Origin of the sequence: Variovorax sp. UMC13, assembly GCF_014170375.1 — a bacterium.
In the GTDB taxonomy this organism is placed as follows: domain Bacteria; phylum Pseudomonadota; class Gammaproteobacteria; order Burkholderiales; family Burkholderiaceae_C; genus Variovorax.
Map to the genome: position 1 here is coordinate 230,460 of NZ_LZZW01000011.1, position 25,031 is coordinate 255,490.

Annotated in this window: 43 protein-coding genes and 1 tRNA gene; 31 read left to right on the top strand and 13 right to left on the bottom strand. The window is 64.2% G+C overall.

All coding sequences use genetic code 11. The annotated features are described in order from the left end of the window. Positions 1-56: 56 nt before the first annotated feature. The 4 genes from A9977_RS07965 to A9977_RS07980 all read left to right on the top strand — a co-directional run bounded on the left by A9977_RS07965 (position 57) and on the right by A9977_RS07980 (position 1,710). Positions 57-761 carry a response regulator gene (locus A9977_RS07965; protein WP_183024341.1) on the top strand — a complete coding sequence of 235 codons (705 nt, stop codon included), beginning with the start codon at positions 57-59 and terminating at the stop codon, positions 759-761. Positions 762-778: 17 nt separating this feature from the next. After that, a tRNA-Phe gene (locus A9977_RS07970) sits at positions 779-854 on the top strand. A 161-nt stretch (positions 855-1,015) separates the two neighbouring features. Next, positions 1,016-1,555 carry a hypothetical protein gene (locus A9977_RS07975; RefSeq protein WP_183024342.1) on the top strand — a complete coding sequence of 180 codons (540 nt, stop codon included), beginning with the start codon at positions 1,016-1,018 and terminating at the stop codon, positions 1,553-1,555. Positions 1,556-1,566: 11 nt separating this feature from the next. Next, positions 1,567-1,710 (top strand): hypothetical protein, encoded by a 144-nt coding sequence (locus tag A9977_RS07980; protein WP_183024343.1) that lies wholly within the window; start codon positions 1,567-1,569, stop codon positions 1,708-1,710. Between the two features lie 52 nt (positions 1,711-1,762). Here A9977_RS07980 and A9977_RS07985 read toward each other — a convergent pair whose 3' ends face one another. The 9 genes from A9977_RS07985 to A9977_RS34740 form a co-directional block, all read right to left on the bottom strand. Beyond that, a complete protein-coding gene (locus tag A9977_RS07985) occupies positions 1,763-2,800 on the bottom strand; it encodes a tyrosine-type recombinase/integrase (RefSeq protein ID WP_183024344.1) in 1,038 nt (345 codons plus the stop codon). Next, positions 2,800-3,030, bottom strand: coding sequence for a hypothetical protein (locus A9977_RS07990; RefSeq protein WP_183024345.1), 231 nt, complete (start codon positions 3,028-3,030; stop codon positions 2,800-2,802). The genes A9977_RS07985 and A9977_RS07990 overlap by 1 nt, the downstream gene beginning before the upstream one ends. Further along, complete coding sequence (locus A9977_RS07995; protein ID WP_183024346.1) at positions 3,027-3,242, bottom strand: hypothetical protein; 216 nt, start codon at positions 3,240-3,242, stop codon at positions 3,027-3,029. Before A9977_RS07995 ends, A9977_RS07990 begins: the two co-directional genes overlap by 4 nt. Beyond that, positions 3,239-3,439 carry a hypothetical protein gene (locus A9977_RS08000; RefSeq protein ID WP_183024347.1) on the bottom strand — a complete coding sequence of 67 codons (201 nt, stop codon included), beginning with the start codon at positions 3,437-3,439 and terminating at the stop codon, positions 3,239-3,241. Before A9977_RS08000 ends, A9977_RS07995 begins: the two co-directional genes overlap by 4 nt. Beyond that, the gene (locus A9977_RS08005) at positions 3,436-3,723 is read right to left on the bottom strand and encodes a hypothetical protein (RefSeq protein WP_183024348.1); all 288 of its coding nucleotides are present in this window, start codon (positions 3,721-3,723) and stop codon (positions 3,436-3,438) included. The genes A9977_RS08000 and A9977_RS08005 overlap by 4 nt, the downstream gene beginning before the upstream one ends. 10 nt (positions 3,724-3,733) lie before the next feature. After that, the gene (locus tag A9977_RS08010; protein WP_183024349.1) at positions 3,734-4,351 is read right to left on the bottom strand and encodes a hypothetical protein; all 618 of its coding nucleotides are present in this window, start codon (positions 4,349-4,351) and stop codon (positions 3,734-3,736) included. Beyond that, entirely contained in the window at positions 4,351-5,010 is a 660-nt protein-coding gene (locus tag A9977_RS08015) for a hypothetical protein (RefSeq protein WP_220811594.1), read from the bottom strand. Before A9977_RS08015 ends, A9977_RS08010 begins: the two co-directional genes overlap by 1 nt. Before the next feature lie 170 nt (positions 5,011-5,180). After that, a complete protein-coding gene (locus A9977_RS08020; RefSeq protein WP_220811596.1) occupies positions 5,181-6,053 on the bottom strand; it encodes an ORF6N domain-containing protein in 873 nt (290 codons plus the stop codon). After that, a complete protein-coding gene (locus A9977_RS34740; protein ID WP_220811598.1) occupies positions 6,050-6,238 on the bottom strand; it encodes a TraY domain-containing protein in 189 nt (62 codons plus the stop codon). The genes A9977_RS08020 and A9977_RS34740 overlap by 4 nt, the downstream gene beginning before the upstream one ends. Before the next feature lie 123 nt (positions 6,239-6,361). Here A9977_RS34740 and A9977_RS08025 point away from each other — a divergent pair, with 123 nt between their 5' ends. Continuing rightward, entirely contained in the window at positions 6,362-7,057 is a 696-nt protein-coding gene (locus tag A9977_RS08025) for a helix-turn-helix domain-containing protein (RefSeq protein ID WP_183024351.1), read from the top strand. A gap of 139 nt (positions 7,058-7,196) precedes the next feature. Here the strand turns inward: A9977_RS08025 and A9977_RS08030 are convergent, their stop codons facing one another. The 3 genes from A9977_RS08030 to A9977_RS08040 form a co-directional block, all read right to left on the bottom strand. Beyond that, positions 7,197-7,412: a hypothetical protein gene (locus A9977_RS08030; RefSeq protein WP_183024352.1), complete on the bottom strand. Its 216-nt coding sequence runs from the start codon at positions 7,410-7,412 to the stop codon at positions 7,197-7,199. Further along, on the bottom strand, positions 7,409-7,717 hold the full coding sequence (locus A9977_RS08035) for a hypothetical protein (RefSeq protein WP_183024353.1): 309 nt from the start codon (positions 7,715-7,717) through the stop codon (positions 7,409-7,411). Before A9977_RS08035 ends, A9977_RS08030 begins: the two co-directional genes overlap by 4 nt. A 348-nt stretch (positions 7,718-8,065) precedes the next feature. Next, the gene (locus tag A9977_RS08040) at positions 8,066-8,773 is read right to left on the bottom strand and encodes a LexA family transcriptional regulator (RefSeq protein WP_183024354.1); all 708 of its coding nucleotides are present in this window, start codon (positions 8,771-8,773) and stop codon (positions 8,066-8,068) included. A gap of 70 nt (positions 8,774-8,843) precedes the next feature. On the opposite strand from A9977_RS08040, the gene A9977_RS08045 reads away from it, so the two are divergent. Further along, entirely contained in the window at positions 8,844-9,158 is a 315-nt protein-coding gene (locus tag A9977_RS08045) for a Cro/CI family transcriptional regulator (protein WP_183024355.1), read from the top strand. An 8-nt stretch (positions 9,159-9,166) separates the two neighbouring features. Here A9977_RS08045 and A9977_RS08050 read toward each other — a convergent pair whose 3' ends face one another. Continuing rightward, entirely contained in the window at positions 9,167-9,442 is a 276-nt protein-coding gene (locus A9977_RS08050) for a hypothetical protein (RefSeq protein ID WP_183024356.1), read from the bottom strand. A 36-nt stretch (positions 9,443-9,478) separates the two neighbouring features. Between A9977_RS08050 and A9977_RS08055 the strand changes: the two genes are divergently transcribed. The 25 genes from A9977_RS08055 to A9977_RS08175 all read left to right on the top strand — a co-directional run bounded on the left by A9977_RS08055 (position 9,479) and on the right by A9977_RS08175 (position 25,018). After that, positions 9,479-10,009, top strand: coding sequence for a phage regulatory CII family protein (locus A9977_RS08055; protein ID WP_183024357.1), 531 nt, complete (start codon positions 9,479-9,481; stop codon positions 10,007-10,009). Positions 10,010-10,027: 18 nt separating this feature from the next. Then, positions 10,028-10,336, top strand: a complete 309-nt coding sequence (locus tag A9977_RS08060; RefSeq protein WP_183024358.1) for a hypothetical protein — start codon at positions 10,028-10,030, stop codon at positions 10,334-10,336. Positions 10,337-10,595: 259 nt separating this feature from the next. Further along, the gene (locus A9977_RS08065; protein WP_183024359.1) at positions 10,596-11,189 is read left to right on the top strand and encodes a hypothetical protein; all 594 of its coding nucleotides are present in this window, start codon (positions 10,596-10,598) and stop codon (positions 11,187-11,189) included. A gap of 84 nt (positions 11,190-11,273) precedes the next feature. Then, positions 11,274-11,939 carry a hypothetical protein gene (locus A9977_RS08070; protein WP_183024360.1) on the top strand — a complete coding sequence of 222 codons (666 nt, stop codon included), beginning with the start codon at positions 11,274-11,276 and terminating at the stop codon, positions 11,937-11,939. Beyond that, complete coding sequence (locus A9977_RS08075; protein WP_183024361.1) at positions 11,936-12,556, top strand: hypothetical protein; 621 nt, start codon at positions 11,936-11,938, stop codon at positions 12,554-12,556. Before A9977_RS08070 ends, A9977_RS08075 begins: the two co-directional genes overlap by 4 nt. A gap of 376 nt (positions 12,557-12,932) precedes the next feature. Then, positions 12,933-13,544 carry a hypothetical protein gene (locus tag A9977_RS08080; protein WP_183024362.1) on the top strand — a complete coding sequence of 204 codons (612 nt, stop codon included), beginning with the start codon at positions 12,933-12,935 and terminating at the stop codon, positions 13,542-13,544. Then, positions 13,544-13,987, top strand: coding sequence for a hypothetical protein (locus tag A9977_RS08085; protein WP_183024363.1), 444 nt, complete (start codon positions 13,544-13,546; stop codon positions 13,985-13,987). Before A9977_RS08080 ends, A9977_RS08085 begins: the two co-directional genes overlap by 1 nt. Before the next feature lie 65 nt (positions 13,988-14,052). Then, on the top strand, positions 14,053-14,457 hold the full coding sequence (locus tag A9977_RS08090; RefSeq protein WP_183024364.1) for a hypothetical protein: 405 nt from the start codon (positions 14,053-14,055) through the stop codon (positions 14,455-14,457). 541 nt (positions 14,458-14,998) lie between these two features. Next, positions 14,999-15,208 (top strand): hypothetical protein, encoded by a 210-nt coding sequence (locus A9977_RS08095; protein WP_183024365.1) that lies wholly within the window; start codon positions 14,999-15,001, stop codon positions 15,206-15,208. A gap of 39 nt (positions 15,209-15,247) precedes the next feature. Next, positions 15,248-15,472: a hypothetical protein gene (locus A9977_RS08100; protein ID WP_183024366.1), complete on the top strand. Its 225-nt coding sequence runs from the start codon at positions 15,248-15,250 to the stop codon at positions 15,470-15,472. A 200-nt stretch (positions 15,473-15,672) separates the two neighbouring features. Then, entirely contained in the window at positions 15,673-16,002 is a 330-nt protein-coding gene (locus A9977_RS08105) for a hypothetical protein (protein ID WP_183024367.1), read from the top strand. Next, on the top strand, positions 16,002-16,367 hold the full coding sequence (locus A9977_RS08110; RefSeq protein ID WP_183024368.1) for an HNH endonuclease: 366 nt from the start codon (positions 16,002-16,004) through the stop codon (positions 16,365-16,367). Before A9977_RS08105 ends, A9977_RS08110 begins: the two co-directional genes overlap by 1 nt. 206 nt (positions 16,368-16,573) lie before the next feature. Then, positions 16,574-16,936 (top strand): hypothetical protein, encoded by a 363-nt coding sequence (locus A9977_RS08115; protein ID WP_183024369.1) that lies wholly within the window; start codon positions 16,574-16,576, stop codon positions 16,934-16,936. Between the two features lie 67 nt (positions 16,937-17,003). Next, positions 17,004-18,620: a terminase TerL endonuclease subunit gene (locus tag A9977_RS08120; protein WP_310936105.1), complete on the top strand. Its 1,617-nt coding sequence runs from the start codon at positions 17,004-17,006 to the stop codon at positions 18,618-18,620. Next, on the top strand, positions 18,620-19,900 hold the full coding sequence (locus tag A9977_RS08125) for a phage portal protein (protein ID WP_183024371.1): 1,281 nt from the start codon (positions 18,620-18,622) through the stop codon (positions 19,898-19,900). The genes A9977_RS08120 and A9977_RS08125 overlap by 1 nt, the downstream gene beginning before the upstream one ends. Next, on the top strand, positions 19,869-20,561 hold the full coding sequence (locus A9977_RS08130; protein WP_183024372.1) for an HK97 family phage prohead protease: 693 nt from the start codon (positions 19,869-19,871) through the stop codon (positions 20,559-20,561). The genes A9977_RS08125 and A9977_RS08130 overlap by 32 nt, the downstream gene beginning before the upstream one ends. Positions 20,562-20,623: 62 nt before the next feature. Next, on the top strand, positions 20,624-21,943 hold the full coding sequence (locus A9977_RS08135; protein WP_183024373.1) for a phage major capsid protein: 1,320 nt from the start codon (positions 20,624-20,626) through the stop codon (positions 21,941-21,943). A gap of 51 nt (positions 21,944-21,994) precedes the next feature. Next, a complete protein-coding gene (locus A9977_RS08140; protein ID WP_183024374.1) occupies positions 21,995-22,333 on the top strand; it encodes a hypothetical protein in 339 nt (112 codons plus the stop codon). Beyond that, complete coding sequence (locus A9977_RS08145) at positions 22,330-22,680, top strand: head-tail connector protein (RefSeq protein ID WP_183024375.1); 351 nt, start codon at positions 22,330-22,332, stop codon at positions 22,678-22,680. Before A9977_RS08140 ends, A9977_RS08145 begins: the two co-directional genes overlap by 4 nt. A 1-nt stretch (position 22,681) precedes the next feature. Then, a complete protein-coding gene (locus A9977_RS08150; protein WP_183024376.1) occupies positions 22,682-23,014 on the top strand; it encodes a phage head closure protein in 333 nt (110 codons plus the stop codon). Further along, entirely contained in the window at positions 23,007-23,231 is a 225-nt protein-coding gene (locus A9977_RS08155) for a hypothetical protein (protein ID WP_183024377.1), read from the top strand. The genes A9977_RS08150 and A9977_RS08155 overlap by 8 nt, the downstream gene beginning before the upstream one ends. Beyond that, positions 23,224-23,724, top strand: coding sequence for an HK97-gp10 family putative phage morphogenesis protein (locus tag A9977_RS08160; protein WP_183024378.1), 501 nt, complete (start codon positions 23,224-23,226; stop codon positions 23,722-23,724). Before A9977_RS08155 ends, A9977_RS08160 begins: the two co-directional genes overlap by 8 nt. Continuing rightward, on the top strand, positions 23,724-24,092 hold the full coding sequence (locus A9977_RS08165; RefSeq protein WP_183024379.1) for a DUF3168 domain-containing protein: 369 nt from the start codon (positions 23,724-23,726) through the stop codon (positions 24,090-24,092). The genes A9977_RS08160 and A9977_RS08165 overlap by 1 nt, the downstream gene beginning before the upstream one ends. A gap of 72 nt (positions 24,093-24,164) precedes the next feature. After that, a complete protein-coding gene (locus A9977_RS08170) occupies positions 24,165-24,635 on the top strand; it encodes a phage tail tube protein (protein ID WP_183024380.1) in 471 nt (156 codons plus the stop codon). After that, positions 24,632-25,018, top strand: a complete 387-nt coding sequence (locus tag A9977_RS08175; RefSeq protein ID WP_183024381.1) for a hypothetical protein — start codon at positions 24,632-24,634, stop codon at positions 25,016-25,018. Before A9977_RS08170 ends, A9977_RS08175 begins: the two co-directional genes overlap by 4 nt. Positions 25,019-25,031 lie beyond the last annotated feature (13 nt).

Genomic DNA, 25,031 nt, shown 5'->3' on the forward strand with positions numbered 1-25,031 from the left:
TCCGGCCGACGGACCCGTCTCATACGCGGACAACGCAGCAGCAGCAACAAAGACTCATGGCAAACATCCTCGTGGTCGACGACGAGCTGGGCATCCGGGACCTGCTCTTTGAAATTCTCAATGACGAGGGCCACCACGTGGAACTCGCCGAGAACGCCGCCGAGGCGCGTGCCGCCCGGCAGCGCGCGCGGCCCGACCTGGTGCTGCTCGACATCTGGATGCCCGACACCGACGGCGTGACACTGCTCAAGGAGTGGTCCACCGCGGGCCTGCTGAGCATGCCGGTGATCATGATGAGCGGCCACGCCACCATCGACACCGCGGTCGACGCCACGCGCATCGGCGCCTTCGCCTTCCTCGAGAAGCCGATCACCATGCAGAAGCTGCTCAAGGCCGTGGAGCAGGGCCTGGCGCGCGAGAGCGCGCGCCGCGCGGCCGCCAGCGTGGTGCCGGTGGCCAGCGGCTTCGCCGCCGCCGTCGTCACCACCACGGGCGAGGGCGCGCTCGTCGCCAGCCCCCACAACGTGGTGACGGCCGTGGTCGACCCCGGCCCGCAGTCGCGCCAGAGCTTCGACCTCGACCGCCCGCTGCGCGATGCGCGCGATGGCTTCGAGAAGGCCTACTTCGAGTTCCATCTCGCGATGGAGAACGGCTCGATGACCCGCGTGGCCGAGAAGACCGGCCTGGAGCGCACCCATCTTTATAGAAAACTCAAGCAGTTGGGCGTCGACTTGTCGAGAGGTCGAAAAAGCGCTGTATAATCGCAGGCTGCACACATGGCCCGGTAGCTCAGTTGGTAGAGCAGCGGATTGAAAATCCGCGTGTCGTTGGTTCGATTCCGACCCAGGCCACCATATTCCGCGAGGCGCTACAGCTATCAAAGTTGTAGCGCCTTCGTCGTTTTATTCCCATCGCGGGAATTGCTGGCATTTTGCGCACTTCAGGTGCGTCGTTGCCTGTGCTCTTGGCGTCAACACCTAGTGCGCTTGAGTTCCAGCCATTTACACTCGATTACATGGCCGAAAACGATAAGCGCTCCCTCATCTTCAAACCCTTCAACGATGCGAGTTTCGCGGCTACGAAGGCAGATTGGGAAAAGGGGGCGGAAGAGGGGAAGGCGTTTCCTGCCGATGTCGAGCAACTCTTGAAGTGGGCGTCGGAGCATCTGGCCGTCAACGGCAACGAACTCGCCTACGGCGTTTTCGAGGGAGGCTCCACCGTTGCCAGCGGGATCTGTGAGGTGATCATCAGTCATCCCGCGGGCAAAAAGTCCTGGGTAAAACTGCTGCGTTTGCGCTTGCACCCGAAGGTGGAAGATGAGCTGTTTCGGAATGATCCTGCGGGGATTAAGACGGCGTTAAATGCTTATGTGTCTGCTGTCATTGGCGCATACCATGTCAAGACGGTGCACAATGCGTCAACCATCAAAATTTACGGTAGAACGCAGGAACAAATGAAGTTCCTGACGCTCTTGGCGGCTGCCTTGGAAGACAAGGCAGTGGAGTTCAAGGCCTCTATTGAAGGCCGATGGCTGGTCCTCAGATGGACTAAATAAAGGAAAGAACCATGAACACCAACGATCCCATCATCGAAGACTCCGACGTGAGGATTCTTGAGGACGCCATCCGTCAAGCGGCTGAGCAGTTTGGCGTCCGCGAGTTCGCCCTGTCCTTGGTCGAGGCTCCTGCGGACATGCGGAAAGCTGCTTGATCTAGACGCATCCGCCTCTCTCAGAAGCCCGCTCCTGCGGGCTTTTTGCTGTCTATAGACCTTTGCGCGCCGAGACTCGTGAGCGGTCGTACACCCGCGCAGTTGTCTTTGCGTCAGCGTGCAGTTCCGGCAGTGTTCCGTACTGAACCTTGTGTTGGGTCGTGTAGTAAGCCCGCAGATCGTGAAAGGTAAAGCGCCGCGGGATCACCTTGTCCTTCAGCGCGCTGGCCATCGCGCGCTGCCACGTCGACGCGAAGCCGTCGTCGGTGTACGGGTTGCCGTCCCGGGTTGTGAACACGTGAAGGCATTCGTCTGGCCGCGGCAGCGCGCGAAGCCGGCGCACCAGGTCCTCCATCTTCTCCGTGATCGAAACGCTCTCGACGCGCACCGCGCCGCCGTGCTGCTTCGCGCGCATGAGCCGGATGGTCTGCGCTTGGCTGTCGATCTGCGGCAGCGTCAGATGCAAGAACTCGATACGGCGTGAGCCTGCAGCCGCGGCGAACTCGGCCATCATCGCGATGACCTTGCGCTGCGGACCCTGCGTGTTGAGCCAGGCGATGAACGCATCGAACGTGTCCGGATCCGGCGCCTCGGTGCGCGGCCGCTCGAGGTTGCGCTTCACCTGCTTGCAGGGGTTCACGTCGATGTCGCCGCGCTCGACTGCGACGGTCATCAGGTTGGAGAGCAGGGCGATCTCGCGATTGGCACGCACTGGCGCCGCGGCTCGCTCGACGCGCAGATAGCGGGCGATATCCGCCGGCCTGATCAAGCGCGCCGACACCTTGCCCATCACCTCGAGCAGCTTGACGCTGTACTCAGCGTAGTCGGTCTTCGTGCGCTCGCCGAGGCGCTTCCACTGCGGCATGGTCTGGTACGCGCGCCACAGCTCATCGATCGTCCCTGCGTCGTTGCTCGCACCGTTGAGGTCCAGCACCTTCTGGATCGCCGCGCGCTTGTCCTGGCCAAGGTTGATTGGCTTGCCGCCCAGCGGGTGGTAGCGGTACGTCACCTTGTCGCTGCCGGCGTGCGGGCGCGCCTCCATCCGGGGCAGCAGGCCGAAGCCGGATGCCCTCTCTCTTTTTCGTCCCATCACCTACTCCAGTTGAAGCCAGCAGGCGAAGCGTAGTCGCCTGTCGTGTTGAGCCGTTCTTCGATCAAGCGGCGGCCGACCAGCGGAAGCCCATCAGGCCGGCGCGGCAGGTCCTTGAGGCCGAGCAGGGCGCACAGATGCCTTGCCTGGGCGTGACGCTGCGTCAGGGGCGCGCAGAGCTCGTCAACCTCCGATGCCGACAGGAATGCCGAGGAGACGACTGTCGTCACTGCGCCCTCCGCAGCGCATTGACCTTGCGGAGCGCGCGTTTGGCAGCCAGAAGGCGCTCTTGCTCGACCGCGATCTGTTCGTGCGTGAACTGGCCCGGCTCCTCGCGGTTCATGTCGCGCATTGCGCGCACCGCGTAGCCCTGGGCGTCGATGGCGTGCCAGAGCGCGACCGTGTCGGCCTTGGTGAGCTTGATGGTGGTCGGCACGCTCATGAGGAAGCCCCCGTTGCTGCCGCGGCGCGCGCGATCTGCTCGGCCGTCTCGCTGGCCTCGATGACGCGGCCATCGAACAATCGAACGACGGAGCGGATGCCGTGCCATTGGCTTGACGCGCCGGCTTCTACGATCTCGGCGATCGCCGCGGGCGCGACGTAGTGCGTGGTGCCGGTGTGGCTGGTGATCCTGATCATGCGGGCGACCTCACTGCGGTCGGGTTGCGCTGGTACTCGTTGAAGTGCTGCTCGAGCGTCGCGTTGAACAGGTCGCGGAAGTCCGGATTGATGTGCGACGCGCTTGGGTGGAACTTCAGCGCGGCCAGCATCCCTGCGAGCGACGCCTCCTCTGGTGCTGGTGCTGGTGCTGGCGGTGACGTGTCGAGCAGGTCGGGCCTCTCGGCGCAGTGCTGCTCCCACTGGGCATCGGTGATCTGGCCGCTTGCGCGGCACTCGCGCAGAAGGTCGGCTTCGGTTGTCATGGTTGTCACCTCAGTAGGGGCACTCGAAACCGAGAGCCTTCATGCGTGTGCGGATTTCAGACATTGGGGCGGACTTCCCGTGGAGCAGGTCGAACTGCACTCGAGCCAAGCCGAGCATCTGCTGCTTGAGCAGTCGGCGCGCGCTGCGCGGTGGGCACCGATCGGGCGACATCGCCTCAGCCAGCACCATCAGCTCCACCGCGATGCGACGGCAGGTCATGACGCGATTCTTCGGAATGCCCGACAGCAGAGAATCTTCCCAGCGCTCGTTTCGCTCTTCGATCTCCTGTGCGGTGAGCTCACGAAAGGCGGTGATCAGCCATCCCCCGTTGCATCGGATGTACCAGGTGTGGCCGGCCTCATCCGTGGCTTCGGTGACGCTGTCCTCTGGTATTTCTTTCAGGTCCGGCACGTTGACGCGGTGGGAGTTGGCCAAGCCCAGCAGCGAGCCACCGAACGTGAGCGAATCGGGCCCCGCGAAAGGCGAGAACCGACCCTCGACGCCCTGGAAGTGGCGGACATCACTCACCAGGCTGAGCAGTGGTTTCGAAACCCCTTGTGCAGGGTTCATCTTGGTCGCCTGTGCCGCAGACGGGGCCGCGCGCGGCTTCGTTGCAACGGCGTTCATCACGCACCGCCTTTCTCAGCCAGCGCGCGGAGTTGAGCCTTGCGCGTCGCTTCGCTTGCGCTGAATTGCACACGCTCTTGCCCCTTGCGAGTCATGCGAGAAAAGCAGGGATGCGCCAGCAGCTCGCTCGTCGGTGCGTACGCGCAGCGGCCGGTCTCATCCTGCACGGTGTGAATGTCTTGCTGGTGCTGCTCGTCGGCGAAGAAGCAGCCCGCCCAGAACGTGCGGCCGATCAACGTGTCGAGCAGCGCGGGATCCACCGTGCCGCCGAACGTCGGGGACTGGCGGTGCACCAGCGTCACCTTCGCGTCCGGGTACTGCGCGAGCCATTCCGGCAGCGCGGCATCGGCGTCGGCGCGGAAGTCGTACTGCCCATCGAGGCGGTGGCCGCGGTCGGTCCAGAGCTCATACACGAGGCTAGTCGGGCCTTCGCCGGCAATGCGCAGGGCCTGGCCGGCGCGCTCCATGTGGGCCTTGTGTGCGTCGTGCGCCGCGTGCTGCGAGCGCCAGTCGCCGATCGCGTTGAGCACCCACTTCGGCACCGTGTCTTTGCGGCCCTCGCCGTACTTGGCTTGTTCGCTGATCATTTCCATGACGCTCCACCAGTGCACGGCGATCGCGTTGGCTTCGCGCAGCGCTTTCAGCCCGGTCAGCTCCATCGGCGGTTCAGATACGACGGGCAGCGCCTTGCGGATCTGCTGGAATGGTGCGGTTGCCCCGACTTGTGGGCGCGTGCTAACCTTTGACATGTGGAATCCTTCTCTTGACGGGGTGGGCCTTCACAGGCGGTCGAGTGGGCTCAATCACTCGTCCGCCACCTTTTTCGGGGTCACGCTGCTGCTGCATCGGGCTCCTTCCCCTTGGCGCGGTAGGCGCCTTGCATCTCCAGCATGGGGCGGATCAACTCGATGGCACGGGCGAACCACATGGGCCGGTAGCCGCTGTGTTCGGAGCCATCGCCTTGGTACGGCTGCATCGCGCCGTACTGCTCGCCGGCCGCGGTCAGAACCCATTTCTTCTTCGTCTTGCCGCCTCGGCCCGCGCTGGTGTGTTGCTCCTGCATGCCCAGATCGCGCAGCGCTGCATTGATGTGCGTCGCGACCGCGCCGCCGCCGATTCGCTCTGCCAGCTGCGACGGTGTCATTGGCACATCCAGCGTGACATTCGTCGCCAGCAACGGCGCGAAGTCCAAGCCAGTGGCGATCCGCACCTGCTTGGCGGTGACCGCCCTGGCCATACCGTCATCCACGCCGAGCAGCTTGCAGACCCGCAGGTGGTCGCGGGTGATGGCTGCTGCCTCCCGGTACGCGAGGGAGGCCGGGGCGGGCTTGCTGGTGATGGCCTTCGCCGTCTGCGGCGCGGCGAAGTACCGGGTGACCAGCTTGCGCTGCACGTCCCACGCGAGGTCGTCGTTGAACGGCTTGACCAGCATGGTGTAGCCCTGCTCGGTGACGAGGATCACGTCGGCGCGACGCAGCGCGTCGGGAATCGAGCCAGGGTTGTTCCGACGAATTTCGTCGGAACTGGCTGTGAAGAAGTCGACCCCCTCCACGAACCGTTCACGGTGCTCGCGGAAGTTTCGGCCAGCCGTGCCTTCGGGACGTTCATGCACGGCGTCGACCTGGGAGAGCGTGACGACACGAGCGCCGCGGTATTCGATCACCTGCAGGGCGGTGTTGTTGATCTTGACGATGTTGCTCACTTGGTTCCTTTCGGGGTGATGGGTTGAACGTCAGCGAGCTGCCGATCGCGGGATTCTTCGAGGCGCATGCGGACTTCGGCAGTGAGCGTGCGGTAAGAGGCCTTCGCTTGTTGTGTCAGAAAATCTTGGAGTTCAGCTGGCAGTCGTACCGCGAGAGGCGCTTTCTGCTTTGAAGTAGTAGTCATAGAATGTTGGCTTTCGTAGTTGACGATACTGAATGGTCATGAATAGTATTTTCATGGGCCGGTAAGCGTCATGTCAATACTCTTCAATCCTTTTGATGATTATTTATGACTGAATCAGAAGGCTTGAGCCAACGCTTGATAGCCGTCCGCTCTGTGAAGGGGCTCTCTCAACAGGCGCTCGCTGATGCATCGGGGGTAGCGGCAGCGCAAGTCAGTCGCTACGAAAGCGGTAGAAGCTCGCCGCGCCCAGAAGTCGTTGCAAAACTGAGCGCTGCTTTGGCGGTGGACTTTGATTGGCTGCTCACGGGGAATGGACCTGCGCCATTCGGTGTTGGCGGATTTCCCCCCCGACTTGTTGTTCACGGAGACCCGAACAGCGTTGTCGTTTCGTTGTCTGCCGACCTGCGGCAAAAGTTGTTGAAAGCGGCAGAACGAGAGGGGCGTGACTTGGCAGGCGAAGTTTTGCGCAGGCTTGCTGCTTCCTTCGACGGAGGCAATTCGGCAGAGCAAGGCACAGACTCGTCCGATGACTGGAGTCGGATGCGAGCGCTGCGCCAGCGATCGAGCGCGCTGACAGCCGAGCAGACCGAGCTGAAGCGTGCCAAGCGGGAAATGATCGAAGCGGCACCGCGAGACGAAAAGGGGGCCATCAGCGACGAGCACGCACGGATGCAGATCTGGAAGCTGACCTCTCGCCTCTATGACTTGCAGACTGAGATCCTCGACGTGGATCGAGAGATGGATCGGCTCTACGAACTCTTTGCTGGATCTGCGCCTGGAGCAGGACGCAGCGGCGTTGGCGGCAAGCCCAAACTCTGATCGCATCACGCTTGCCTCCAGACCCAGCGCAAGACCAAGCCGACCACGAAAAGAGCGAGCAGGCCTGCGGTTAGCAGCACGCCGATCGCGGCCCGGCGCAAGCGCTGCGAGGCCCGGTTCCGGGCTTCATGCAGCGTGCTCATGCCAAGGCCCCGGCGGTCTTTGCGATGTCGGCGCGCAGCTGCTGCGCCCGCGCCAGTGCGGCGGTGGCCAACGCTTCGCACGCGATCAGCTGGTCGCGCCGCGTGCAGGCCACGGCGAGCACCGTCATGGCGTCATCGATCGTCGCGGGCTGCAGGCACGCGCCTTCGCACTCGCCGCACTGCCGAGAGGGGGTGTGCTCCGCTGCGCTCATGCTGCAGACCTCGAGCGTGGCGCCAGCAGCATGTCGACGAGCGAGCCCCGCGGGTTGAGCCACTCGTGCGAGAGATCGGGCCGCGGCTTCTGGCTGTGCATGCGCTCGCGGTAGGCCTGGAACTGTGGCGTGCGGCACAAGCAGAGGTGCGCGTTTCGGCGCAGGCTGCGCTCCTCGGCGGTCACGTTCCCGTGCGGATCTGCAGGCAGCGCGTCAGCGGCTGCGGTGAAAGCCATAGCTGCGGCGCGCCAGTCGAGGCGGCTGCGTGCGGCCTGGGCGGCTGCGATGGGGGCGAGAAGGTCCAAGGTTCACTCCAGGCCGCTGCGGGGTGCAGGGCGTGAGTGAACTGTAGCAATGCTTTATTTGTTGGTCAATAGCATTGCTACATATTTCTGCGTGGCGCGAGACTAGTCCGCACGCGGCGGCTCACTAGATGCCTTCCGCATCAACCGAGTTTCCACCAAGCCAGAACGCGACCGAGCGCAAATAAGACGATGCCTAGGAGCGCAACGGCTGTGCCCCAGTACTCGCCTGTGCCCGCGCGCACGATCACACCGAGGAGGATGAGCAGGACCCCTGCGAGCTGCAGGGCTTTGAGTGGCTTTGGAGTCACGAGGCGTCCTTGAGTCCGCACGTGCGGTGGGCTGAGTGCTTCATATTTGCTCGCTCTGCTTGTGGATGACCTGCCCAACGATCAGGCACGCGCTGCTAGCGCACTCCTTCCGCGGGTAGCGTCGCTGGTCGGGGTTGTCGGATGAAAGCCACCAGGTCCCGCCATCGCGCACCAGGCGCTTGATGACCGCCTGACCCTCGTAGTTGACCGCGAACACCTTGCCATCCTTCGGCTCGCTGTCCGCCGTGTTGATGACGACCATATCGTCCGGGTAGAGCGTGGGTTCCATGCTGTGCCCCATCACCTTGATCGCGACCAGCTGGTAAGGCTTGTAGCCCCGCTGTCGCAGCCAGTCTGATCTGAAGAAGATCGGCATGCCGTCGTTCTCTTCCGATTGCACTGCAAAGCCATTCACGCCGGCCTCAAGACGCAACGTGACGCGCCGGATGCGCTCGAGATCGGGGTGGTTGTCGAGGTCGACTTCATGCGATCTGGACTGCCGCTGAAGGGCTTTGGTCGCCTCCACCTCGGCCGCGAGGCGCGGACTGATCTCCGCGAGTGAGACGCCGAACCCAGCCGCGTACGCGGTTGCGGCAGCAAGGTTCATGGGGCGGCGGCCCTTGATGTGCTGGCTCACCATTGACGCGCCACCTGGAACCTGATGGTCACGCGCGAACGCCGCTTGACTGATGCCTTCGAAGCGCGCAGCTAGGCGTGCCGCTTCCTCTTCCGTCGTCCACTGGTTCATAAAGCGATGCTACCGACCGATTTGTAAAGCATGGCTTGACGTCGATATGTAGCATTGCTACATTTTCAACATGACAAACCCCTCAAATCCCGTTCTTCGGGCCGCTGATCACGCGGGTTCACAAGCCGCTCTTGCTCGCCTGTTGTCGGTCACGCCCTCGATGGTGAATCAGTGGGCTCTCGGAAAAAGACCAGTTCCCAACGAGCAATGCGTCGCGATCGAGCGAGTCACGGCGGGCATGGTCACTGCCGATCAGGTTCTTCCCGGGGTCACCTGGGTGCGTGTGAAGGACAAGAACTGGCCGCACGCAGCGGGCCGGCCTCTGCTCGACGTTTCCGCCGCACCCCGCTGCGGCGCGCAGGCGGCTGCCAGTGCGGAGGCCTAGGCCGTGGGTCACCGCCGCATCCCGACGCGCCGCGAGCGCGCGGTAGGCAGCCTGTTCCCAGTGCTGCGGTTCGCAGTGAAGCGGACGCGCAGCGCGCCGCCAACCACGTCCATCGAAAGCCTCGAGGTCGAGATGTCGAGCGTGCTGCGGCCGCAGGCGTCGGTGTTCTTGCTCATGCCCGTACGGCTGCTCTCATGCAGCGCAGTGCCGTCGGCGAGTTCAAGGGCGGGGACTGGTTCGAAGCGTGGTGGTGTGTTCATGGCCGCAATGGTCGCGACTTCCATTCATTCCATCCACGTCCACGAAACGGAGAGCCGGACATGACCGCAATCCTTGATGCGCTGCGCCGCGGCGTTGATCACCTTCCCGGCGGCCGCCCGGTCGTTGCCCTTCGCCTGGGCAAGTCCGACGACGTGACCCGCAAGGAAATTTCCGGCACATCGCCGTCGCACAAGCTCGGCGCCGTGGATGCGCTGGCCATGGCCGTGATGTGCGTCGAAGCTGGCAGCCCGAACGCCTACGACTACGCGATCGCGGTGGCCACCGAATGCGGCGGTCGGTTCGAGCTGGCCAGCAGCAACTGTGACGGCGGTGGCACGCCGGTGCAGCGCGTGACCTCTCTGGTGCGTGAGACCTCGGACGTGACGACGACCGTCATCGATGCGATGGCCGACGGAGTGATCACCGACAACGAGCTGGCGCTGATCGAGCGAGAGATCGCCGAAGCCGAGGGCGTCCTGCAGAAGCTGCGCCAAAGCGCCCGCGCCGTGAACTTCCGCGGCAAGCCCGACGCGGTGCGTGCGCAAAGCGCGGAGCAGTGGCGGCACGCCCAGGTCGGGGCAGCGGCGTAAGGCCGAGCGGAACAAACGATGAGAACGCTTGACCTTTTCAACGACCCGGCGCCGCCGTACCAATGCCATTCCGCCACCAGCCGCGCGGCCGCGGAGCGCATCGCGCCCGCTGCCGGCACCAAGCGCGCCGACGTGCTGGCGTACATCAAGGGGTGCGGCGCCGAAGGCGCGACGGACGAGGAGATGCAGCGCGGCATGCCGATGCCGGCCAACACCCAGCGGCCTCGCCGGATCGAGCGCGTGCAGATGGGCTTTGTGACGTGGGGCGGCGCCACGCGCGCCGCTGTGTCGGGCGACCACGCGCTGGTCTGGGTGGTAGCACCGTGAAGGCGCCGAAGGACTGGTCTGCGCTGAGAGAACGCTACCGCGCACTCGGCGGCGAGCTTTGGCGCACCCATCCCGACGATGGGCCGCGGTATTACTGCGCTACTGCCGTCGGCTGCGATTGGTTGATGTCGAACCTCGGGCAAGTGCGGGGGTTGATCGACGGCCTTGAGCTCAGCGAGCGCACGCCAAGACCGTGGGAGAAGTGCGAATGAGTCGGCAAAGGCCGCCTGAGAAGGTAGAGAAGCATTACCGGACTCCCTTGGCCGTTGCGAACAGCCCCGCATGGCGGTGCCTGCACTACTCGGCCAAGGCCTTGTGGGGTGACATGCGCGCGACGCTCACCAGCTTCAACAACGGCGACATCAGCGCGGCTCTGTCGCAGCTGAAACATCGCGGCTGGACCAGCTCCACGACCCTGGCGAAGGCCCTGCGGCAGCTGGAGGCGGGCGGCTTTCTGCGCGTCACCCGGAAGACCGTCGGCGTCGAGAAGGGGTCGAAGGTCTGCAACCTGTACCGCTTCACCGACATCGAGGTCTTCGAACAGCCGAAGAAGCACATCCCTGCTGTCAAAGCGACCCGCGACTGGGAGGGCTTCGCCACGCTCACCGAAGCCGAACGCGCGATCGCTGAAGCCTCGGTGCCCGAGCCGATGTCGCCGGAAAAGCTGGCAGCAAGGAAAAAAAGGACGCTGCAGAAACTGCACCGTGACGATGCAGAAACTGCAGCGATGGCCCGTTTTGACGCTGCAGAAACTGCAGTTAGGGGGGGTGGGGTCACTGCAGAAACTGCACCGATCACCGGCCCCCCCAAGGGCCAGATCTCCAAGAGCGGCAACTACTTAGAGCACGTCTGACGAAAAGCGCGAGCACCCAAAAGCAACTGCAGTTTCTGCACACCAATGCAGTACTACCAACCCATAGAGCCCAAAAGGACAACCATGACGACGAGCCCAGCACCAACCCATGACGACGAGCCCAGCACGGCCGCCGCCTTTGGTCCCTTCAACGATCAAGCCCGCGAACTCGCCATCCAGACGGTGGCGCACTGCTCGAGCGTGATCACCGCTTACGGCAAGATCCTGAGCGGCGAGAAGCCCACCTCACGAGCGACCTTGGTCCTGGCCGAGTCGGAGCGACGGGACTATTTCGGCGAGATGCGGGAGAAGCGCAGGAAGCTCATTGAGCGCCGCCTCGTCGCTGCCGAGTACTTGCTCCGCAACGGGCAGCGCATGCGGAAGATCGCCGAGTACCGGGCAGCATTGGCCGAAAATTCAGCCGGCGGGGCAGCAGCTGGGCCGCTCTCCGCTTTCGCCCCGATCGAAGGGCAGGCGATGGCCTGCTTGGTCGGCGAGCCCGGCCAGATCGCCGATATCTACTTGGTCGAGCCCTCGGCCGAGCATCCGGGTTTCTTCTTCCTGAGCCACCTCAGTGACGCCGGCGCGTGCGTCGACTACCTGACGAAGCCCATGCGAGCGGACTACGCGGGCGCCTGGCTGCGCGCAGAAGGCCTGGCCAGCCCCGAGACTGCCCTCTGGCGCTCCGAAGCATGTCCCGGTGTATGGAAGGCCGGCCAGTCGCTTCACAGCGCCTTGGAGGCTGCATGAGCACCGCGGTCAGCGTCACGGACACCATGTACGGTCTCGAGATCGAAGTGCTCATCGATGGCAGCGTGGGCCTCGAAGCCGATGCGGGAAGCGGCGAGGTCGAGCGGATCATGTTGCACCCCGCTCAGCTGCGCTGGATAGCCGAAAGCGCCGGCCTGCTGCGCGCGCCGGCCACGCCGGATCTGCAAGCGCCCAGCATCCCGGAACTCGAGCGCACGATCACCCGGCTGCAGCGCGCTTTGCTGATGGCCAGGCTGCAGGCGGAGGAGCTGCGCAGCGACCTTCAGCTAGTCGCTGGCCAAGGCCACGAGATGCTCGACATCGAGATCGCCCACGCTCAGTCCATGGAAGACTTTCTGTGCTTCGTGTGCGGTGAGTTCGAAGACGAGTTCAGCGACCCGTCGCCGAGGACTACAAACCAGTCGCCCACGGCTACCAGTAGCCCAAGCGGACTAGTAGCCCAGGGCGACCAGTCGGCCGCATTGCCACGCGCCGGGAGCCGCACGGGTGCAGCACCAAAGGGCACACCGAAGGTTGCACCCAAGCCTGCACCAAAGCCCCCCATTGGTGATGCGCCGGGCCCGCTGTTCGCCCAAGACGGAGGGCCGCAACCGTGAAGTACCGTTGCACAGCCACTGCGCATCTGATGGCAAGCCGTTGCCCAACGGATGGCAAGCCAATGGCATTTGCCATGGGCATGGGCACGAACCGTGACCCGTCACGCCATGTCACGCGCGGTCACGCGGACAGACCTGTGACTGACGCCGAATTCCGTCGGCAGTCACGCGTGACTCACGCATTAGTTCCGCGTGACAGACGCGGGACAAACCTCCGGTGTCCCGCGGGACAACCAAGGGACAGCAACCGCCTGTCCGGCGGACAAGTTGCGGACAAGTTGCGGACAGGTCGCGGACAGGTCGCGGACATGCGCCATTCCAGCGACGCGGCGGCACCCGCTTTCCTGGCCGGAAAAGCTTTCACAAGGGAGGACCGATGACAGAGACCGCACTGAGGCCTGCGAAGCAGGATGCCCAGGATCGAGAAATGCGCAGAGCCCTGCGAGTCGCGCGGCAGCAGGACGCGAGCCGCGGGGCGCTCCCGCCGAAGCGCGTGGACGCAGGCGCTGCAGAGCGCGTGCAGCAGCTGGCGCTGGCCATCGCCACCGCGAGCGCGGCACGCGACCTCGAGGAGACCGCCGCCGTGGCCGCGCCAGCGCCGCGCGCACGCCTGCCACGAGGTCCGCAGATCGACTTCGACATCGTGCCGCCCCAGCAGTATGCAATCGACGCGCGCCTGCGGAACTGGGGCATCTGGTGCAACGGCACCCCAGTGGCCTCCTCGTCGCCCATGTTCAGGCTCTCGCAGTCGTCGGCCCGCGCACGCGAGGGAGCGTCCAGCGCTGCCACTGGGGTGGACCGGGCCGACGCAGTTCGGATCGCCCGCGCCGTCACGTCGCTGCCGCCGACGCACGCCCGGGCGTTGAACTGGTGCTATGTCAAGCCGGTGAACCCGCGCAGCGCCTGCGCGTCCTTCGGCACTACGATGGAAGGCCTGGCCACCTTGCTCGATGATGGCCGGCAGATGTTGATCAACCGAGGGTTTTAATGGAACGAGACAGCCACAAAGAGCAGCTTCCTCTACCCAGTGCGGAGGAAGCCATCGTGATTCGCCGCATCCTGGGGCAGTGCCTTCACGGCAACACGGCGAGGTCGACCGTGCGAAGGACGAGGATCTCGACCTGCGAGGACTGCGGCGAATACCAGGTGCTGGACGGCGACGCCGAGGTCCCTGTCAGCCCTGCGGAGGAAGCGCGCCTGTGGCGTGCAAGCCTCCCACGGCCGGCGACGCACCTCGTGGTGGCCGAACAGGCGCTGGCGCTGGTCGGTCGATCCGGTTGGGACATCCAGATCCGCCAGACGGGTACGGCCATCGTGTGCAAGCTTTCGCGTGGCGACCGTATCGTGCGCTCGATGCCTCAGGACACGCGCGCCGCAGCCATCGTCGATGCTCTGGCGCAAATGGCGAGCGAGTATCGATTGGTCGGTTGACAGATCCCTGCGCGGCGGCATAATCCGCGCCAACGACTGAGCACTGGCACAAGGGTCGCCCATCCATGACGGAGGCGAAGGTGTCGGTAAAGCTCGGAAAACGAGCCCTCTGCAATGGAGGGCTTTCCTTTTGGTGCCACCGGAAGATGGCCAGCCTCGGATCCCATGTGACGTTTCTCGAAGCCATCTCCTACCTTGAGTCGCTTGAAGAGGCTACTGCAAAAGTTGCATCCTTCCGAAGCGCCTTCCCCGAACGGCACATTGCGCTGAGCATCTATTCCCGCGCACTGTTGAAATTCAACTACCTTTCTCTCCACGAAGCGTATCGACGGCTTCGTTTGGAGATGGCAGCACCTGTCCTGACCGTCACCCAGGCCGTCACCGATGACCTGACTGCGATTCTTGGGGTGTCGCCTCAGTTGAAGTTGAAGCATCAAGCCGAGGCTATGTTTGGCAAGGTCTGGCCCTGAAAGAGGGGCACTCTTCGAGCCGGATTCGTTCGATGCGGCGGCTTTAGAGGGTTGCGTCACGACGGATCAGGATAAAACCACCAAACTGGCGGCGTTTGTGATGCGATTCACATCTGTCCACGGGGACGTGGAATTGTGCATACCGTCGTGCAGAGGACGCCACACACAATCGCGGCATGACCGCTCCAGGCGACCTTCCCGACCTCGAACTGATGACTCGAGCTCACCGCTGGCGACATCAGGCATTGATGGGCGTTTCGTGCGCGAGAGAGATTGCGCGATGGCACGAGATCGAAGTCTGGCGGCGCATTGATGGTCTCCGCCCCGTTGGGGACGAAGGAAAACCACCGCGTAGGAAGCCATGGTGGAAGTTCCGCTGAGGCGGTCCAACTCCCCACATGCCTGACGAGCCGCCCTAGATGGACGTGTTCGTCCTCAAGCCGCCCACCGAGGCGGCTTTTTCGTACACACGTATCGTCGAAATCCGACACGGGCGCTGACTCGCACACTTAATGTTCATGCTCATCGAAAGGAGCTGAGCATGGTCAAAGATGTCAGGCAGCAGGTTGGTGACCGAAAAGACAACAACCGTGTCTTCGGCTGGGGTATCGCCGCAGTGGTCGTCTTGGTGGTCGCCGCGCTGATTTTCAACGCGTTCTTCCGCCGTCCTGATTCGACGCCGCCTTCGTCGGGTGCAACGTCTCAGCAGCAGCCGACTCCTGAGCCTCTGGGCAATCAGGCGCCTAAGTAGCGCTGTGCCCTGGTGTTTCGTGCGGTCGACGGTTGGATCATGAGCCGCTTCGACGAGCTACTGGCTGGAGCTGCGGTAGGTGCGTCTTTCAGCGTGACGGCCGAAGTCCTCGGAATGGATCCCGTCGAATTCGATGGATTCGTGGACTCCATCCTCAATTCGAATCATGCGGGCTTTGTGGCCTCCAGGCCGCACAGAGACTCGACCAGTGTCGAGAACTACTACGTCGCAGTTCTGATCACGCGAACCTCTTCAGATCTGTAGTCCCACCACCCGCCAGGTTCACGCCTCGCCGGTTTTATCGTTTCTCCCGTCATTCCGCGCAGCTTGAGCGCGCCCGCTGCGGGTATTCAGCGGGGACTCATCGCGACTGCACCATCGTCATCAAGCGCGGTGCGAACGGCAGCCCCCAGCGCCCCGCAAGGGACGTAGCCCGATGGGTGGCAGAACACAAGGACGACCCCATGGACGCACGAGTGAAGATCACGGCGCCTCATGGCCACGCCCAAGGCGCCGAGGTGCTGGTCGATGGCGTGAAGGTCGAGCGCCTGGCCGGCCTCGAGGTGTCTATCGGCGTGGGTGAGCCCAACACCGTGCGCCTGCACCTGGTCGCCCGAGCGCAGGACATTGAGATCGGCGCGCAGATCCGCATCGGTGGCACCGTGATCCCCGAGGCCGTGGAGCGCGCGCTGCTGGTGTACCTGCAGGCCAAGTACCCCAAGCCTGAAGGCGAGCCCCAGTTCGTCGAGGTCACGACGATCGGCCAGGCTGCCCGCCAGTTCGTGCAGGCCTGATGCCCGCCTACCTCGCCCGCCCCTGCACCTCGCCCGGCTGTGGCGTGTTGGTGCGTGACGGCACCCGCCGCTGTGAGAAGCACGCGCTGAAGCCATGGACCCGGACAGGCCCACCACCCGAGCGCATCAGGGGCAGGAAGCTCCAAGCGCTCCGTGCCGCCCTGTTCCAACGTGAACCGCTCTGCCGCCCCTGCAGCGCCCGCGGCGTCGTCTCCTTGGCCACCATCCGCGACCACGTCCTATCCCTCGAGGAGGGCGGGCTCGACGAGGAGGACAACGTGCAGCCCATCTGCAAGGCCTGCCACGACGAGAAGACCCAGCAGGAAGCCCAGAGGGGCCGTGGTCGGCCAGTTCGGCCCGTTTGAAGGCGAAAAGGTCTCGCTTTGGCCGTCTAAATGCGACTTTCTCTCATTTATCCCGTCAAATGCGAAATATTCTCATTTGGACCGGGTAGGGGGTAAAAAAGTCGGTTTTCGGGGGTCTGGAAACCAGGCGGCAAGTCGTTTTTTCACATCCGCATAACGAAAAACTCGATATGGCCCGACCACGGAAACCGACCAACGTCCTGGAGATGAAGGGCGCCTTCAAGAAAGACCCCCAGCGCGCTGCTGCCCGTGTGGACGAGCCGGATCCAGAAGGCGACATCGGCGACCCGCCAGCGCACCTGACCGAAATCGAGCGCGGTTGCTGGGTCGAGCTCGTCGGCCTCTGTCACGAGGGCGTGCTCTGCGCCGCCGATCGGCCCTTCATGGAGTACGGCGCGCGGGTCTGGGCGCAGCTGCGAAGTGACCTGTTCATCGACCCGAAGCTGGGCATTCGCTTCGAGACCGTCTGTGCACGGCTCGGCATGACACCGGCGGACCGCTCGAAAGTGCAGGCCCGAAAGAAAGATGCCGAGAAAGACCCTTACAGCGAATTCGGCGCCGCCGGCTGATCACGTCGGGAAGGCCGAGTGGTACGCGCGCGCCGTCATTGATCGCATCATCCCGGCCAGCGCCTTCGTGCGCAAGGCGGCCGAGCGGCACTTCGCGGACCTGAAGAAGGAGAAGACGAAGGCCTGGCAGTACCGCTTCGACGCCGACAAAGGCGCGCGGGTCTGCCGGTTCATCGAACTGCTGCCGCACACGAAGGGCCGGTGGGCCGCGAAGCGCGAGACCATCAAGCTGCAGCCCTGGCAATGTTTCCTGCTGGTGGTGCTGTTCGGCTGGCTGCACAAGCAGACGGGCAAGCGCCGCTTTCGGCATGTCTACTGGGAGATCCCGCGGAAGAATGGCAAGAGCATCCTGGCGGCCGGCATCGGCCTGTACATGCTGACCTCCGATGGAGAGTTCGGCGCCGAGGTGTACGCCGGCGCGACGACCGAGAAGCAGGCCTGGGAAGTCTTCAAGCCGGCGAAGCTCATGATGGAGCGCAGCGAGAAATTCCGACAGAAGCTCGGCGTTGAGGTCAATGCGAAGGTGCTGGTGTCGACCAGCGATGCGGGCAAGTTCGAGCCGATCATCGGCAACCCTGGGGACGGCTCCTCGCCTTCGTGCGCGATCATCGACGAGTTCCACGAGCACGACACGCCCGACCAGCTCGACACGATGGAGACGGGCATCATGGCGCGCGAGCAGCCGCTGATCCTCATCATCACGACGGCAGGCCAGAACACCGCCAGCCCTTGCTATGACAAGCGCAACGAAGCCACCCAGATGCTGGATGGCGTGATCGAGAACGACAACCTTTTCGCGTGCATCTTCGGCATCGATCCCGGTGATGACTGGGCCGCCCCGGCGTCGCTGATCAAGGCGAACCCGAACTACGGCATCTCGGTCGACGCGGAGATCCTGCAGGCCCAGCAGCGCCAGGCGATGCAGAACCCGCTGCAGCAGAACAAGTTCAAGACGAAGCACTTGAACGTGTGGACCTCGGTCCTGGCCGGCGTGATGAACATGCAACAGTGGGGCCTGTGCAAGGACGACATGCTCGAGGAGGCCGAACTCGCCGGCGCTGACTGCTGGGTGGCCGCTGACCTTGCGTCGAAGATCGACTTGTGCGCCGAGCAGCGCCTCTATCGGAAGGTCTTCAACGACAAGCCGCACTACTACCTCTTCGGCACTTACTGGCTGCCGGAGGCTGCGATCGAGGAGCCGGGACCGAATCACGCCCACTATGTGAAGTGGGTCAAGGAAGGGCACCTGATCCAGACCGACGGCGCCACGGTGGACTTCGAGCTGATCACCGAAACGATCATTGCGGACTGCAAGCGCATCAACCCGCGTGAGGCTGTCTTCGACCCGTTCAACGCGATCCAGATGATGCAGGCCGTGCAGGCCAAGAACGTTGAGGCGGTCGAGTTCCAGCAGATCGCAGCGAACTTCGCCGTGCCGCTGGACGAGCTGCTGGCCGCCGTGAAGGATGGTCGCTTCCATCACGACGGCAACCCGATCACCACCTGGTGCATGTCGAACATGGTGGCGCGGCCCGCGAAAAAGGGGCTGGTGTCCCCCATCAAGCAGAAGCCGCACCAGAAGATCGACGGCGCTATCGCCGCAATCATGGCCATCGCACGCGCATGCGCGGATGAGCCCCGGGGCAGTTTCGACGACATGCTCGCTAACCCGATTTCATCCTGATGGCCAATCGCATTTCACAAGTCCTCGGCTGGTTTCGCTGGGGCGGCGGAGCCTTGGCCGAAACGCAAGGCCTGCAGAACCCCGTGCCGCTCACTCCCCTGGTGGAAAACCAGCCGAGCGTTGCGGTAGACGGCGCGCTGCAGATCAGCACGGTGTGGGCCTGCATCGATCGTCGGGCGAACATCGTTGCCGGCCTGCCGCTCTTCGTCTACGAGCAGGGGGCGAAGGGGCACAAGACGCTGGCCCGCCTGAACCGGCTGTACGCGCTGCTGCACGACTCCCCGAACACCCGAATGACGCCGTTCGAGTTCTGGCGAGCGATGATGATGAATCACGATCTGCGGGGCAATGCCTACGCCCGGATCGACCGGGACACCCCGGCGCCAGGGCAGAGCCTCGGCGAGCCGATCGCCTTGTGGCCGATGCCCGCTGACCAGGTCACGGCGACCGTCATGGACGACGGGTCCATGGTCTACGTCTACCGGCTGGGCAACGACGTTGCGGTCCTGAGCGAAGAGAACGTCCTGCATCTCAAGAATTTGGGGAACGGCACCGTCGGCCTGGCCAAGCTGGAGTTCATGCGCGCGTCGGTCAACGAGTCGGCGTCGGCCCAGGGCGCGGCCACGCGCTGGTTCGGCACCGGTGGCAAGCCGACGGGCGTGCTGATGGTCGACAAGATCCTGACCCCCGAGCAGCGCACCGCGCTGCGTGTGAACTTCAGCGAGATGGCGGTGGGCAACGTTGCGCGCCTGCATGTGCTCGAGGCAGACATGAAGTACCAGCAGCTCAGCCTCTCGCCTGAGCAGCAGCAGCTTCTGGAAACGCGGCGCTACGGCGTCGAAGAACTGTGCCGGTGGTTCGACGTGCCGCCGATCCTTGTGCATCACGCCCAGCAGGGTGTGTCGGCCTGGGGCAGCGGCATCGAGCAAATCGTCGACGGCTTCTACAAGCTCTCCGTCCGGCCGATGCTGGTGAACATCGAGCAGGCAGTGAAGAAGCGGGTGATGACTCCGCGTCAGCGCGCCTCGCTGTCGATTGAATTCAGCCTCGACGCGCTCCTCCGCGGCAACGCCAAGGACCGCGCCGAGATCGCCGCGAAGAAGGTACAGAACGGCCTGGCCACTCGCAACGAATGCCGCCAGCTCGAGAACGAACCCCCGCTGCAGGGTGGCGACGTTCTGACCGTGCAAGCGAACCTGGTGCCGATCGAGATGCTCGGCAAGATCAAACCCACCACCGGAGGCAACGATGCTTCTTCGCAAGACCCTCAAGCTCAGTGACGTGAACCTCAAGATGGAGGGTGACACCGGGAAGTTCTCCGGCTATGCCTCCGTGTTCGGTGGCGTCGACACCTACGGCGACTCCATCATCAAGGGTGCCTTCGAGTCGACGCTGCGCGCCCACGGCAAGCCCAAGATGTTCTTCGATCACGAGTGGCGCATGCCGATTGGCAAGTACATCGTCGCCAAGGAGGACGACCACGGCCTTTTCGTCGAAGGCGAGCTCACCCCCGGCCTGGCACTGAGCACCGACGTGCGCGCGGCGATGCTGCACGGCACGCTGGATGGCCTCAGCGTCGGCGGATATGTGAAGGCCGGCGACTACGAGGAGACCGAGACTGGCCGGGTCATCCGCAAGTGGACGAAGCTCATGGAGGTCTCGCCCACGGTGTTCCCCGCAGACAACGCGGCGCGCATCGACACGTCGACCGTCAAGGGCGGTGACTTCGCCGAAGTGATCGAGGGGATCGAATCCACCCGAGATCTGGAGTGCTTTCTGCGGGATGCAGGCGGCCTCAGCAAAGGGGCCGCCGTAGCGCTGGTGGCCCGCGTCAAGAAGGTGCTCAACGTCGTGGGGGATCCCGACGCCGGCACCGCCGAGATGAAGGCCGCCGCCGAACTGAACGACCGGATCGCCCGGCTCGCAACGTTCGGCGCGTAGGCAGCGCGCATTCCGCAATCACCGCCGCCTTCGGGCGGCTTTTTCATTTCAGAAAGACCATCATGAAAATTTCCCGCAAGTTCCTCGGCCTGGCTGTGTGCGCCCTGGCCTTCGTCGCCATGGGCGCCCAGGCGGCCGGCATCGACGTTTCCGGCTTCGTTGCCGCTCATGGCGAAGTGTTCGCCGGCCTGGGCATGCTCGCCATGGCCGGCGAGATCGACCTCAAGGCCGTGAATCTCGGTCTCGAGAAGATCGAGGCAAATCTCAAGGCGATGTCGGAGAAGGCCGAGGGCGAGTTTCGCACCCTGGGCAAGGTGAGCGAAGACACCAAGAGCGCCCTCGAAAAGATGGGAACCGACCAGCGCGAGTTCGCCGACCGTTTGGTGAAGCTCGAACAGCAAAAGTCCGCGCAGAACGATCTGCCGAAGCAGGACGACGGGTACGGCGAGCAGTTCGTCAAGAGCGCTGAACTCGCGGCCTTCGTGAAGGCTGATGCGCGTGGCCGCGTGCGGATGGACCTGAAGAACACGGTGACCAACACCATTGGCAACACGTTCAGCGAGCGCCGCCCCGGCATCGTCGAAGGCGCGTTCCGCCTCTTCACCATCGAAGACCTGCTCACCAAGATCCCGACCTCGCAGCCGTCGATCGAGTGGGTGCGCGAAAACGTCTTCACGAACGCCGCGGCAGATACGGCCGAGGGCGCGCAGAAGCCCCAATCGAGCATCACCTTCACGCCCGGCACCATGCCGGTGTCGACGGTCGCCCACTGGATCAAGATCAGCCGGCAGCTCGCGATGGACAACGCCGCACTGGCCGCGTACATCAACCGCCGCATGGTCTACGGCGTGAACCTGCGCGTCGAGAACCAGCTGCTGGTGGGCAATGGCGTCGCGCCGAACATCAACGGCCTGCTCAACGCTGGCAACTTCACGGCGCACGGCTACACCGCGGCTACGCTCACGGCCGCGGGCCTGGCGAACAACCGGTTCGACCTGATCGGCGTGGCCATGGGCGACGCGGCGCTGGCGGACTACCCCGCCGACACCGTGATCCTGAACACGGGCGACTGGTGGAAGCTGCGCCTGGCGAAGGACTCGCAAGGCCGCTACCTGCTGGGTGACCCGGGTTCGGCCGCGGTGCCCCAGCTCTTCGGCGCCAGCGTCGTCGCTTCCAACGCGATGACCGCCGGCCAGGTCTGGATCGGCAACCTCGCCCAGGCGGCGACGCTGTGGATCCGCGAAGGCGTGACCGTTGAGATGTCGGACTCGGACGAGAACAACTTCCAGCTGAACCTGATCACGATCCGCGCCGAGCGTCGTGTGGCGCTGACCGTCGAGAAGCCCGCGGCCGCGCGCTACGGCGCCCTGGTCCCGGCTTAACCCCAAGGGGCCGGCCTCGGTCGGCCCTACCTTCTTCCCTAAGGAGAGATCATGGAAATCGTCGAAGTCGAGATTCTCACGACCGCCATCACTGCCCAGTACGGCACGCTTTCGCAGGGCACGATCCTGCGCACCTCGCCGGCCTTCGCAAAGCACCTCGTCGACGAGGCTGGTGCCGCGAAGTACGTCAAGAAGGACGCCAAGCCCGCGGCCGATGCTGGTGCTGGCGGCGCGAGTGCCGGTGGCGGCGCTGCGGCCAAGCCGTCCGACGGTCTGAAGGTCGAAGAGCTCAAGGCTGCGCTCGAAGCCAAGGGCATCGCCATCCCCGAAGGCGTGACCAAGAAGGCCGGCTTGGCGGCGCTGCTGGACGGCACGGGGGCCGGCGAGTGAGCGTCACGTCGCTGGAAGACCTGAAGGCGGCGCTGCGGTGCACCCACAGCGAGGATGACTTCATGTTGCAGAAGAACCTCAACGCAAGCGAGGCGGAGATCTGTCGATTCCTGAACCGCAAGCAGTTGCCGACGCTGCCGCAAGACTATCCGCCCTTCAAGGACTCTCTCGGCAACGTCCTGCCCGAAGTGGTGGCCACACCGGCCAACGTGGCGCCCGAGGTCTTCCCCGCCGTCTGCCTGCTCGTGCAGGCCAAGGCGGATGCGGCATCGCCGGCCGACATCAGCGCGCTGCGTAAGGCCGCCGAGGTCATGGTGATGCCCTACCGCGTCGAGATGGGGGCCTGAGATGCTCGCGCCCCGCCTGCGCCACCGTATCGACTTCGAGCGGATGGTAAAGACCCGCAACACGTCGACCGGCGCGATGACCGAATCGTGGGTGCCGCTCGCGTCGAAGGAGCCGGCGGAGATCACGCCCCTGTCCGGCAGCGAGCTGCTCGCCGCCGCGGCAGGTCAGTCGAAGGCCACAGACCGGATCGTCGTGCGCAAGGGCGTCGCCTTCACCACCAAGGACCGTATCGTGCATGACGGCACGCCATACAACATCGTGGCCGCGATCCCTGACCCGACGCTTCGGCGTCACGTCACGGTCCTGGCCGAGCGAGGAGTGCGCAATGGCTGACATCCTGTTTCCGCATGAAGGGCAGGGCGCGGAGATCCGCGAGATGCTCGAGCAGGTGCTGAGCATCCCGAAGAATGCCGCGTCCTTCGAGGTGCGCTTTGCCCACCGCGAGCCGGTGTTAGTGCGCTGCGAGTACCACCCCGCCGCTCTGGCCGAGCCTGAGCTCGAGCCGGATGCCGACCCGACGCCGCCGGACTATAGGGGGCTGAATGGCTGACACCCGTACCCTCCATGGCTTGGATGACATCCTTTCCAAGCTGAAGAGCCTGCCGCCAGAGATCGCAAGCAAGAACGGCGGCCCCGTCAAGTCGGCGTTGCGAAAGGGCGGCGTTGTTGTCCAGAAGGCCGCCCAGGCCGCCGTTCGCCGCGTCGTGCGCAACACTGTCCAGGAGGGCTACCTGAGCACCCAGGTGCTGGAGAAAGCCATCGTGCTTCGTCGGGATCCGAACCCACAGCGCAGCGGCGCCAATGAGCGTTATCGGGTTCTGATTGCGCGCGGCAGAAAGTACGGCGATCGGACGAACAAGGGCAAGCCGTTGACTGCCGTCATGACCGGTCGCTGGCTCGAGGTCGGCACCGAGGATCAGCCCGCCGAGCCCTGGATGACACCAGCCTACTTCGAGTCACGAGAGCGTGCCTTGAGCACCGTCGTGACCGAGCTGAGCAAGGGCGTGAACCGCGCGATCGCCAAATATTCGAGGGGTCGCTGATGCTGCCCCGAGTATTCGCCTTGATGGCGGCATCGCCGGCCGTCTTGGCGCTCGCTGGAGGCACCGCAGCTGACCTGCGCGTCTTCCGCCATGGCGAAGCGCCCCAGGGCGTCGAGCGGCCCTATGTCACATGGAGCATGCCGGGCGGTACGCCGGAGAACGCCTTCGATGGCGCGTGCTCCGACTTCTTTCGCGTGCACGTCGACTGCTGGTCTGACGACGACACCGAGATCGAAACGCTGGCTGAGGCCGTCCGCGCCGCGCTCGAGCCAGCTGCTCACTGCGTCGGCTACCTCGCCGACGAACGCAACTTCGAGACGCAACGGTTCCGATTTGGCATGGCGTTTGACTTCATCACGCCGCGATAGGCGGTTCCTCTTTTTCCACCAACCGGCCGCCTTAGAGCGGCCTTTTTTTCGTTCTAAAGAAAGGCCTCAATCATGGGCAGCGTAATCAAAAGCCAGGGCACCGATCTCTACTGGGCATCGGCCCCCACTGCCGCCACGCGCGCGGTCTGCATCACGGGTGTCTCCGGCCTCGGCGGCGCGCGCGACCAGATCGAATCGACGTGCCTGGACAACACCGTCGACAAGACCTTCGTTGCCGGCCTGGGCAACCCGGGCGCGGTGACGGTAAATTTCAACGTGCACAAGGACGAGCTCAGCCACGCTGCGCTGCTCGCGCTGAAGGACTCGGGCGCAGAAGTGTCGTGGGGCATCTACAGCTCGGATTCGGCCTTGGCGCCCACCGTCCTCGCATCGGTGATGCAGGTCGTCACCACGCGGGTCTCGGCCATCTTCAAGGGCTACGTCTCCGACATCAACATCGACATCAGCGGCAACGACATCTGGAAGGGCACCATCACCATCCAGCGCAGCGGCGCGGTGGCTTTCAAGATGACCACGGTATGAGCAAGTACGACGACTTCATGGTGTCGGAGACCGTGCACGAGAAGACGGTCGAGCTGCCCGACGGGAAGAAGCATGTGCTCTTCTTCAAGGAGATGCCCGTGGTGGAGTACCGCAAGTTCCAGATCGCCGAGCAGTCGGCCGACGAGGACGTGCGCTCGGGCAGCATCGCGAAGCTCATCTCGGCCAGCCTGTGTGAGGCCGACGGCTCGCCGGCCATGACCTACGAGCAGGCGCTGCGGCTCAAGTCGGCGCCGGCGAACGCGCTGTTCAACGCGGTGCTCTCGCTGAACGGGATCGGCGACAAGGAAAAAAAAGCATCGCCGCCAGGGGAGACGCATGGTTCTGGCGCGTCCTCGCCCTCGCCCTCGGCGGCCGAACAGTAGCGGAGTTGCAGGC